Annotated in this window: 9 protein-coding genes; 4 read left to right on the forward strand and 5 right to left on the reverse strand. The window is 68.1% G+C overall.

Going from position 1 to position 10,263, the window contains the following annotated elements; translation table 11 throughout:
* Positions 1-105: 105 nt before the first annotated feature.
* Positions 106-1,512, reverse strand: a complete 1,407-nt coding sequence (locus G6O54_RS35725) for an NAD-dependent succinate-semialdehyde dehydrogenase (protein ID WP_165235409.1) — start codon at positions 1,510-1,512, stop codon at positions 106-108.
* 509 nt (positions 1,513-2,021) lie between these two features.
* On the opposite strand from G6O54_RS35725, the gene G6O54_RS35730 reads away from it, so the two are divergent.
* Positions 2,022-3,017, forward strand: a complete 996-nt coding sequence (locus G6O54_RS35730; RefSeq protein ID WP_165235412.1) for a zinc-dependent alcohol dehydrogenase family protein — start codon at positions 2,022-2,024, stop codon at positions 3,015-3,017.
* An 87-nt stretch (positions 3,018-3,104) separates the two neighbouring features.
* Here the strand turns inward: G6O54_RS35730 and G6O54_RS35735 are convergent, their stop codons facing one another.
* From G6O54_RS35735 to G6O54_RS35750, 4 genes are all read right to left on the reverse strand, one after another.
* Positions 3,105-4,142, reverse strand: a complete 1,038-nt coding sequence (locus G6O54_RS35735) for a zinc-dependent alcohol dehydrogenase family protein (protein ID WP_165235415.1) — start codon at positions 4,140-4,142, stop codon at positions 3,105-3,107.
* Between the two features lie 14 nt (positions 4,143-4,156).
* On the reverse strand, positions 4,157-5,215 hold the full coding sequence (locus G6O54_RS35740) for an SDR family oxidoreductase (protein WP_165235418.1): 1,059 nt from the start codon (positions 5,213-5,215) through the stop codon (positions 4,157-4,159).
* A 122-nt stretch (positions 5,216-5,337) separates the two neighbouring features.
* On the reverse strand, positions 5,338-5,766 hold the full coding sequence (locus G6O54_RS35745) for a GlcG/HbpS family heme-binding protein (protein WP_165235421.1): 429 nt from the start codon (positions 5,764-5,766) through the stop codon (positions 5,338-5,340).
* A 64-nt stretch (positions 5,767-5,830) separates the two neighbouring features.
* On the reverse strand, positions 5,831-7,036 hold the full coding sequence (locus G6O54_RS35750) for an alcohol dehydrogenase catalytic domain-containing protein (protein ID WP_165235424.1): 1,206 nt from the start codon (positions 7,034-7,036) through the stop codon (positions 5,831-5,833).
* 865 nt (positions 7,037-7,901) lie between these two features.
* Here G6O54_RS35750 and G6O54_RS35755 point away from each other — a divergent pair.
* The 3 genes from G6O54_RS35755 to G6O54_RS35765 form a co-directional block, all read left to right on the forward strand.
* A complete protein-coding gene (locus G6O54_RS35755; RefSeq protein WP_165235427.1) occupies positions 7,902-8,903 on the forward strand; it encodes an LLM class oxidoreductase in 1,002 nt (333 codons plus the stop codon).
* Between the two features lie 15 nt (positions 8,904-8,918).
* Positions 8,919-9,884: an NADP-dependent oxidoreductase gene (locus tag G6O54_RS35760; protein WP_165235431.1), complete on the forward strand. Its 966-nt coding sequence runs from the start codon at positions 8,919-8,921 to the stop codon at positions 9,882-9,884.
* Positions 9,885-9,929: 45 nt separating this feature from the next.
* Positions 9,930-10,263: BON domain-containing protein (locus tag G6O54_RS35765; RefSeq protein WP_205679155.1), on the forward strand; the 334-nt coding region annotated here is incomplete at its 3' end.

Raw genomic sequence — 10,263 nt, forward strand, 5'->3', positions numbered from 1 at the left:
TCAACAGAAACCGTCACGTCCAGGTCCCGGCTGTGGGGCAGTCAATCCTAACCTTTCATCGCGCCGGCCTCACCCACCCGGCCGGCCCGGGAAACCCGAGGCGCCTTACCGCATGACGCGGATGACCTTCCTGTTCACGAATTCGAGGATGCCGAGCTCGCCGGTCTCGCGCCCATAGCCGGACTTCTTGATCCCGCCGAAGGGCATGTCCGCGTACGTGTAGGCGGGATGGTTGATGTAGACCATGCCGGTCTCGACCTCCTCCGCGACCCGCCGGCCGCGTTCGATGTCGCGGGTGTAGACCGAGCCGCCGAGTCCGTACTTGGAGTCGTTGGCGATCGCGATGGCCTCGGCCTGGTCGCGGACGGCGCTCGCCGCCGCGACAGGCCCGAAGATCTCCTCCTCGTAAGCGGGCATCCCCTTCTGCACGTTCGTCAGGATGGTCGGCTCGAAGAAGGCCCCCTCGGGATCCGGCCGCTTCCCGCCCAGGAGGATGCGGGCGCCGGCGGCGACCGAGCGGTTGACCTGGTCCTCGATCTGGGCCGCGGCCTGCGGCGAATAGAGCGGTGCGACTCCTGTCGCCTCGTCGAGAGGGTCGCCCATCTCGAGAGCGGCGAGCCTGGCTCGGAACTTCTCGAGGAACGCGTCGCTCACCGATTTCAGCAGGATGAATCGCTTCGACGCGACGCAGGATTGTCCCATGTTGTTCATCCGCCCGAAGACGGCCTGATTGACCGTCAGGTCCATGTCGGCGTCCTCGAGCACGATGAACGGATCGCTGCCGCCCAACTCCATCACCGTCTTCTTGACGTTCTTGCCGCCGCGTTCCGCGACCCTGGAGCCCGCCGTGTCGCTCCCCGTCAACGACACCCCCTGCACCCGATCGTCGTCGATGGCGGCCGGGATGAGGTGGGACGAGATCACGAGGTTCGTGTAGACACCCGGTGGGAAGCCCGCGTCGCGGAACAGGGCCTCGGCGCATTGCTGGACGTTGGACGCATGCTTCAGGACGATGGTATTCCCGGCCATCAGGTTCGGCGCCGCGAAGCGGACGACCTGGTAGAAGGGGTAATTCCAGGGCTCGATGGCGAGGAGCACGCCGAGCGGCTGGTTCAGCAGCATCCCGTCACCCTGCGGCGACGGGATGAGCTGGGACTTCAGGAATCGCTCCCCATTCTCCGCGTAGTAGTCGAAGATCTGGGCGCACAGTTCGGCCTCCGCGCGCCCCTCGACGATGCGCTTGCCCATCTCCAGCGCCATGAGCCTCGCCAGATCTTCCCGCCGTTGCCGGCACAACACGGCCGCTCGCCGGAGTATCGCCCCTCGCTCCGCGAAGGGCACGCGACGCCAGCTCTTGAATCGGTCGTGGGCCTGCGCGATCGCGTCCGAGACCTCATCACTTGACATCTCCGTGAATGTCTTCATCACCTGGCCGTTGTACGGGTTCACGGACCGAAGCGTGGTTCGCTCTGAGGTCGTCCCGGACGGAGGAGAAGCGGTTGCTGTTGCCATCGGAGTGGCCTCCCTTGTTCTTGACGGCTGGATCCTCACCAGCGTCACGCTATACGAACGGTGTGCCGGAGACGGCCACTTGGCCCACGAGCTACCGCCAACTCCTCCAGCGACAAGGGGCTTGCGCCCCGGCGCCCGCGACGAGGCGGGACGGTCGCTCGCCCGCCGTCCTGCCCGCGGTCGGCACATTTTGTCTGCCGTCGGCACATTTTGTCCGAATCACATACGATGATGTCGCCACCTGACGTGGTGGCGGCGAAGCGGCGATCGTTCGCCGACGCGGCCGCTCGATTCCCGACCCACAAGCCGTCCGGCAAGCCGGCCCAGCGTCCCCTGCCCTCCGGCCGTCTCGTTGCAGACCCGGCGCAAGGGAGGGTCTCGACGTCCCCTCGATGGCAGCGACGGCCCCGAGAGCCCGCCTGGCACGCCGCTCGCAAGGGCCAGTCTCCGAACATCCTCGAGGCTCGTCCCCGAGGGCCCCGATCGCGTTTCCCACGAGGAGGCTCCGCATGGCACGCGTCGTCCGATTCCATCGAACCGGTGGGCCCGAGGTCCTGCAGATCGAGGACATGGAGGTTGGCGATCCCGGCCCCGGCGAGGTCAAGATCCGCGTCGAGGCGATCGGCCTGAACCGGGCCGAGGCCATGTTCCGATCGGGGACGTACCTCGAAGAGCCGCGACTCCCGGCCCGCCTGGGGTACGAGGCGTCCGGCGTCGTCGATGTGCTCGGCCCCGGCGTGGCGGGCCTCAGGCCCGGCGACCCGATCAGCGTGATCCCGGCCTTCTCCCTGAACCATTACGGTGTCTACGCCGAGGAGGCCATCGTCCCGGCCTCGGCGATCGTGAAGCGGCCGGTCGGACTCTCGGCGACCGAGGCGGCCGCGGTCTGGATGGCCTATCCGACGGCCTACGGGGCGCTCATCAGCATCGGCGAGGCCGCCCTCGGCGACTATATCCTCATCCCGGCCGCGTCGAGCAGCGTCGGCCTCGCCGCGATCCAGATCGCCAACGCCGTCGGCGCCGTCTCGATCGGCACGACGCGGAAGGCCGAGAAGAAGGAGAGGATCCGGGAGGCCGGCGCCGCGCACGTGATCGTCACCGACGACCAGGATCTCGTCGAGGAAGTAATGCGAATCACTCGGGGTCAAGTCGCTCGGATCATCTTCGATGCCGTCGCGGGCCCATGGATCGAGAAGCTGGCGCAGGCGGCGGCCCCCCGGGGCATCCTCTTCATCTACGGATACCTGACCAACCAGGACACGCCGTTCCCGACCAAGCCGGCGATCGTGAAGGGCCTCAACGTCCGCGGCTACATGCTTGTGGAGGTGACGGCGGACCCGAACCGGCTGCCGCGCGCGATCGACTTCATCACCCACGGCCTCGAGGCCGGGAAGCTGCGCCCGATCATCGCCAAGACCTTCCCCTTCGACCAGATCGTCGAGGCGCACCGGTACATGGAGTCGAATCAGCAGCTCGGCAAGATCATCGTGACGGTCGCCTCGTAGCGCCGGCCGGCGGAGCTCGGCCCGTCGACCGGACCGCGGCCGAGTTCGCCTCGAACCTGGACATCAACGTCGCGTCATCCGCCCCGATCAGGTTCGGACCATTGCCTTGATCGACCGCCGCTCGTCCATCGCCGCGTAGCCGGCCGGCACATCCTCCAGGCCGACCTCCAGGTCCAGCACGGGCGAGGGATCGAGCCGGCCCGCCAGCACGTCGGCCAGCAGCTCGGGGATGTAGCGCCGGACCGGGGCCACGCCGCCTCGCAGGGCGATATTCTGGCGGAACATCCGTTGCAGGTCGATCGCCCCGCCGCCGTTGGGCACCCCGACGAATCCCACCGTGCCACCCGGGCGGGCGATGCCGATGGCCGTGTTCATGGAATCCACCAGGCCGACGCACTCGAGCACGGAGGGGGCGCCGCCCCTGGTCATCTCCCGGACCCTGCGGATCGCCTCGTCGCCCCGCTCGGTCACCACGTCGGTCGCGCCGAATCGACGGGCCGTCGCCAGCCGGCCCTCGTGTCGGCCGAGCATGATGATCCGCTCGGCCCCCAACCGCCTGGCCGCCAGCACGCCGCAGAGGCCGACCGCCCCGTCGCCCACCACCGCCACGACCGACCCACCTTCGACCCCGGCCGAGACGGCCGCGTGGTAACCGGTCCCCATCACGTCGTTCAGGGGCAGGATCGCCTTGAGCAGGGCCTCATCTCCCTCGACCTGGGGCGGCAGGACGACCAGCGTGCCGTCGGCCAGCTCGGCCCGGATCGCCTCGGCCTGGCCCCCCTCGTGATCCTTGCCGCCCCAGAAATCGCCGTGGATGCAGGACGTGAACAGCCCTTTCTTGCAGAACTCGCAGGTGCCGTCGGAGAAGGCGAACGGTGCGATCACCCGGTCGCCCGGCTTGAGGGTGCGGACCTCCGGCCCGACCGTCTCCACGATGCCCATCCATTCGTGCCCGGCGCGCCAGCCCGGCTCCCACTTCGCGATGCCCCGGTAGAACCACAGGTCCGAGCCGCAGATGCAGGCGTGTGTAATCCGCACGACGGCGTCGGTCGGCCGCTGAATCCGGGAGTCGGGGACGTTCTCGACCCGGATGTCGCGCGGGCCGTGGAAGACGGACGCCTTCATGTTCTCTCCTTCAATCAAGGGATGTAGTGCTGAGACCGCAGGTCCCGGAACATCCGGGCGAACATCTCCTCGGTGTCGACCGCCTCATGGAAGCCGTATCGCCTGGACATGGTCGTGTCCGAGATCACGTCGTAGTCGCAACCGAAGACGAAGTCGCCGAACGGCCACGAGGCGATCTGCTCGTACCGGTAGGGCCGCAGCGCGTGCCGCCTCACGAGGTCGTCCCACACCGGACCCTTGTCGGCCATGAACTCCGCCAGCCGGATCGGCACGGGGGGCCCGGCCTCCATGCCGAAGCCCTCGGCGATCCGGGGCCAGAGGTGCTGCCAGCGGAAATAGCCACCGTTGGTGATGTTGCACGCGGCGTCGGCACAGCGGGGCTCGGTGGCCGCCCACTCGCTCGCCCTGGCCAGCAACCCGGCGTCGGTGACCTCGGCCAGTGCCGTGTAGGCCCCCGGGCGGCCGGGGAACCGCAGCGGCAGGCCCATCGCCCTGGAGATGGCGGCATAGACGGCGATGACCATGGTCAGGTTCATCGGATGGCCGGTCCCGAGCCCGCACACGATGTCCGGCCGCAGGGCCGTCCAGGCCCACGCCTTGTCTTCTCGCCGCGACTGAAGGAAGTCCTGCTGGGTGTAATAGAAGTTGGGGGGCATGTGCCGGGGGTCGGACTCCCTGGCGGGCGTCTTGAACGGGCCGAGGTGGCAGCCGTAGTACTTCGTCCCCTGCATCAGCACGATGCGCCGCAGGCCGGGCGCCGCGGCCTCGACCGCCTCGACGGCGTTCCGCAGCATCACCCCGTTGACCTCGACCCGCTCGGCCTCGGTCGGCATCTCTCGGTAGGCGGCGAAGAACAGGTGGGTCACGTCGCCGAGTTCGCCCAGCTTGTCACGACAAACCCCGGACTCGAGCAGGTCCGCGGAGACGAATCGCCGCTTGCCCAGGTCGTCGGGGGCCGAGCGGGACATCGCGATGACCTCCCAGTCGTCCAGGCCCGACAGGTGCTCGACGATCCCCCGACCGATGATGCCGGTCGCCCCGGCGACCAGGGCGACCTTCCGTTCCGACTTCATCGTTTACCCTCCGGATCTGGCCGCACTCGGATCGGCCCCGGAGCCTCCTGGCGTGCGGAGGATGCGGCGGGGATGCCGGCGAGGTGTCCTCGAGCGGCGGGTGAGAAGGAGCCCCAGGGACGTTAGCGGCCGGCCTCGGCGGCGGCCGCGAACGCGGCTGCGCCGGCCTCGGCCACCGAGTGGTCCTGGTCGGGCTGGCCGCCGCTCGCCCCGATGGCGCCGACGACCTGTCCGTCGGACTTCAGCGGGATGCCGCCGGCGAAGATCACGATGCGGCCCTCGTTGCTCGCCTCGATGCCGAAGAGCGGCTGGCCCGGCTGGCTCATGGTCGCCAGCTCCTTCGTCGGCATGTCGAAGGCCCTCGCCGTGAACGCCTTGTCTTGCGAGATGTCGATGCTCCCCAGCCAGCTTCCGTCCATCCGGATGAAGGCCACGAGGTTAGAGCCGGCGTCGACCACGGCGATGTTCATGGGTACGCCGATCTCCTCGGCGTGCTTGCTGGCCGCCTCGATCACCCTGCGGGCGGAGGCAAGCGTCACCTGCTTGGCCATCGGATTTCCTCTCTCTCGGGGGTTCACTGCCGTTTCGGATGGAGAATGCCCTGCGCGACGCAATCTACTTCGCCTTCCCCTTCTTCACGCTCCCGTGCGGATCGATGATGAACTTCTTGGCCACGCCGTCATCGAAGGCGCGGTAAGCCTTTGGCGCCTCGTCGAGCGAGACGTACTCGACATTGAGCGCCTTGCTGAGGTAGTCCATGCGGCCGGCGAGGATGGCCTGCATCAGCTCCCGGTTGTACTTCATCACCGGGCACTGCCCCCACATTGCGTGCTGCGACTTGATCCAGGCCCTGCCGAAGTCGATGTGCAAGCGCCCCTGCTTCGCGTCCTCGCCAGGGCCGGCGGGATCGTTGTCGGTGAAGACGCCGGGAATGCCGATCCCGCCGCCCGAGCGGACGACCTCGACGAGGGTGTTCCAGATGGCTTGCGGATCATCCTCCCCGACGGACCGCCCATAGCCGTGCGCTTCGAATCCCACGCAGTCGACGCCGCAGTCCACCTCGCGCTCGCCGAGGATGGCCTCGATCTGGTCGGCGATCGGTACGTCCTTCGTCAGGTCCACCGTCTCGAAGCCGGCCTTCTTCACGAGCGACAGCCGTTCCTTATTCCTGTCCCCAAGGATGATGGTGGACGCTCCCATCAGGCGGGCGCTGCAGGCGGCGCATCGTCCGACGGGCCCAGCCCCGGCGATGTAGACCGTCGACCCGGGACGGACCCCCGCCTCGGTGCAGCCGTGGAAGCCGGTGGGCAGGATGTCCGAGAGGAGCGAGAGTTCGCCGATGTGCTCCATCGCCCGGTCCTTGTCGGGGAACTTGAGCAGTTGGAAGTCGGCGTAGGGGACCATCATGTACTCGGCCTGCCCGCCCGGCCAGTCGCCGAGGTTGAACCCGTACGCCCCGCACGCGGCCTTGGGGTTGGTGGTCAAGCAGATGTCGGTGTGCCGTTCCTTGCAGTTGCGGCACCGCCCGCAGGCCACGTTGAACGGGACCGAGACAAGGTCGCCGACCTTGATGAACTCCACGTCCCGTCCCGCCTCCACAACCTCGCCCGTGTTCTCGTGGCCCAGGATCATGCCCTTGGGGGCGACGAAGCGGCCGCGGTAGATGTGCAGGTCGCTGCCGCAGATGTTCGTGGTTACGAGCTTGAGGATGACGCCGTGCTGGCAGGGCTTGCCACGCGGGTCTACGAGTTTAGGGAAGTCGAGATTCTGAATTTCCAGCTTCTTGGGCCCGACGTACGCCACCGCGCGGTTGCCTGCCATGCCTGATCCTCCTCGAACGTTGAACCATCGAACGGAGAGCCTGGGGGTGAGCCCCGAAAGCAACGACCGTGCCGACACCCCGCGCCGGTTCGATCGGCGATCACAAGCCGTTGTGGCGAATGGACCTGCCCAATGCGGGCTCCGAAGATGATTGCCGCCGCTCGACCTCGAAGGCTGATCTTCGCCGTCCGGTTCGGACAATGTGTCCGCGCTCGCCGCGCGGCTGGACCGTGAGGTCCTTGGCGCCGCGTCCGAAAGCGAGCAATCGAGCATCCGGCAGCAGAGATTCGCGAGATCGTTCATGGCTGAGGATCGCCCCGTCGGCTGCGGAAACGGGGTCAGGGAGCGAAGTCGGAATGAGATTGGACTTGTTCATTTGCTCGAGGTTTCATCCTTCAATAGACCCAGGACCGACAAAATCACGACGATTGAGGCAGTCCTGGCCTGAATCGAGACGGCCCCTTCCACCGCGAGCAAGATGCCGCGGCCGAGCGAATGCCGTGCTGATTCTCCGACGCTGGCAGATGGCAGCGATCACTCGCCCGTTGCGCCAAGTTGTCGGTCGACCGGTTCGATCCCGACAAATTGTCACACGGCCGAGGCCGGAACCGGGGATTCGCGGTGGCGATGAACCCCGCGGCCACGCGGGATCCAAGCCCCAAGCTCCTGCGCAGAAACGTGATGAAGTCGATCCTCTCGGACATCTCTGGTTCGGACCCGGTCCGGCGCAGTCGTTGCGATGACGGGCCGTTCCATGGTTGGACGTTCCGGACATGTCGAGATCGGGACGAGGCACGGCGTCTCGGCGCAGGAGCTCGCTCCCGCCGTGAAGGGTTGCGTCTACCCGGAAACAGAGGGTGATCACATGGGGGTCGGACACGCCCCGGTCGACGATGGTGAACCGAACGGCTTCCGGAGGATGTTCGCGCCGGGCCGGCTGACGCTCGGCGTCTTCTTCCCGATCGAGGCGTTCGAGGGCGACCGGCCGACGATGCGCAACCAGGAGCGCCTGGCCCGCCGGGCCGAGGAGCTGGGCTTCGCCGCCCTCTGGGTGCGCGACGTGCCGCTGCGCGACCCGAGCTTCGGCGACATCGGCCAGGGTTACGATCCCTGGGTTTACCTGGGATGGATCGCGGCCCGGACGAGCACGATCGCGCTGGCGACTGGCTCGATCGTCCTCCCCTTGCGCCACCCGCTGCACACCGCCAAGGCCGCGGCCTCGGTCGACCGGCTCACCGGCGGCCGACTCGTGCTCGGCGTCGCCTCCGGCGACCGGCCGGTCGAGTTCCCGGCGTTCGGCGTCGATTACGATCGGCGCGATGCACTCTTCCGAGAGAACCTCCGCGTAATCCGCGCGGTGTTCTCCGAGGAGTTCCCGACGGTCCGGTCGGCCTACGGGGTGCTGTCCGGGACGGCCGACCTCGTGCCCAAGCCGACCGGCCGGCTGCCGATCCTCGTCACCGGCTCCAGCCGCCAGAGCCTGGAGTGGATCGCCGAGCATGCAGACGGCTGGATCACCTACCCGCGCCCCCTCGAGCAACAGGGGCGACTCGCCGCGGGCTGGCGCTCCGCGGTCTCCGCCGCGGCGCCGGGCGTGTTCAAGCCATTCGCCCAGTCCCTGTATATTGACCTGACCGACGACCCGGACGGGCCTCCGGAGCCGATCCACCTTGGCTTTCGCGGCGGCCGCAACCTCGTCTTCGGCTTCCTCGACGGCCTGCGCGGGGCCGGAGTGCACCACGTCATCCTCAACTTCAAGTACGCCAGGCGCGACGCGGCCGACATCCTCGAGGAGATTGGGCGGGAGATCCTGCCGCGACTCGAGGCGGGACGATCCGCCGTCCCGACTGCTTCGCCCGCGGTTTGAGCGAGGGCAGCGACGATGAGCGAGATGGAAACGGCCAAAGTGACAATGAAAGCCTGGGCCATCGACGCCTACGGCGGCCCGGATCGGATGCAGATCAGGAGGCTCCCGGTGCCCGAACCGGGGCCGGGCGACGTGCTGATCAAGATGGCCGGCGCCGAGGTCGGCGACTGGGACATCATGGTGCGCGAAGGCGAATGGCCGATGGGCCGGCCGTTCCCGCTCGTCCTCGGCCTGGCCGGAGCGGGCACGGTCGCGGCGATCGGCGGGGAGGTGGACGGCTTCGCCGAGGGGGACCTCGTCTACGCGTACAATTATCCGCTCTACTGCAACGGCGCCTGGGCCGAGTTCATGCTCTCGCCCGCGTCCTATGTCGCCCGCGCTCCCGCCTCGCTCGACCTGACACGGGCGGGCGGGGTGCCGATCGTCGGCCTGACCGCGCACGAGACCCTGACGGACCTCCTGGCCGTGCAGCGAGGCGACGTGGTGCTGATCACGGCCGCCGCGGGAGGGGTCGGTCACCTCGCCGTCCAGATCGCCTCGCGGCTCGGGGCGCACGTCGTTGCGACGGCCGGCCGGAGGAACCTCGACTTCGTCCGCGCCCTCGGGGCCGAGACGGTGATCGACTACACGGCCGAGGATGTCGTCACGGCGATCCGGGCTCATTACCCGGACGGTATCGACAAGGCGCTGAACGGCGTCGCGGGCGAGGAGGCGAACCGGGTCGCAAGGACGCTGCGAAAGGGCGGTCGGATGGTCGACCTCACCGGGTCCGTGTCCGAGGTGCCACGCGACGTCCGCGTCGATCGCGAGTACGTGGTCCGGGCCGATGGTAATCGGCTCTCCCGGGTCGCCAGGATGATCGACGACGGTTGGCTGAAGGCAGAGATCCAGGAATCCCTCCCCTTCGAGCGCGCGCCGGACGCCCTCGAGGTGGTCCAGGCCAAGCACGTGCGTGGCATGATCGTGCTCCGGATCGCGTGACGGCACCGGCAGACGGACGAGTCCGAAGGGTCCAAAGAGTGAGCCGTGTGCACCACTACGGTGACGGACAGCGAGATGCGACGCGAGGTGACCATCGTCAGCAGGGCCAGGACGAACACCACCCAGGACGCCGTCCTCTGCCTGTCCGGCGTGACGGGGGTGAGCAACCTGATCGCGGTCAAGCCACGCGTCTCGCCGGGCGAGCTCAAGGCCAAGATCGAGAATGCCCTCAGGCGCAGTGCCGAGATGGATGCTCAACGGATCACCGTCGAGGTGGAAGGCAGCCGGGTGACGTTGCGGGGTACCGTGCGCTCCTGGGCCGAGAAGGATGAGGCCGGGCGAGAGGCCTGGGCGGCCCCGGGGGTCTCCATCGTCGAGA

It is taken from the genome of Aquisphaera insulae (genome assembly GCF_011064615.1).
GTDB lineage: Bacteria > Planctomycetota > Planctomycetia > Isosphaerales > Isosphaeraceae > Aquisphaera > Aquisphaera insulae.

Coding starts and splice junctions, on each gene's coding strand:
- G6O54_RS35730 (WP_165235412.1), top strand. CDS start 2,022: ATGGCACGCGTCGTCCGATTCCATCGAACCGGTGGGCCCGAGGTCCTG.
- G6O54_RS35755 (WP_165235427.1), top strand. CDS start 7,902: ATGGGGGTCGGACACGCCCCGGTCGACGATGGTGAACCGAACGGCTTC.
- G6O54_RS35750 (WP_165235424.1), bottom strand. CDS start 7,036: ATGGCAGGCAACCGCGCGGTGGCGTACGTCGGGCCCAAGAAGCTGGAA.
- G6O54_RS35735 (WP_165235415.1), bottom strand. CDS start 4,142: ATGAAGGCGTCCGTCTTCCACGGCCCGCGCGACATCCGGGTCGAGAAC.
- G6O54_RS35745 (WP_165235421.1), bottom strand. CDS start 5,766: ATGGCCAAGCAGGTGACGCTTGCCTCCGCCCGCAGGGTGATCGAGGCG.
- G6O54_RS35740 (WP_165235418.1), bottom strand. CDS start 5,215: ATGAAGTCGGAACGGAAGGTCGCCCTGGTCGCCGGGGCGACCGGCATC.
- G6O54_RS35725 (WP_165235409.1), bottom strand. CDS start 1,512: ATGGCAACAGCAACCGCTTCTCCTCCGTCCGGGACGACCTCAGAGCGA.
- G6O54_RS35760 (WP_165235431.1), top strand. CDS start 8,919: ATGAGCGAGATGGAAACGGCCAAAGTGACAATGAAAGCCTGGGCCATC.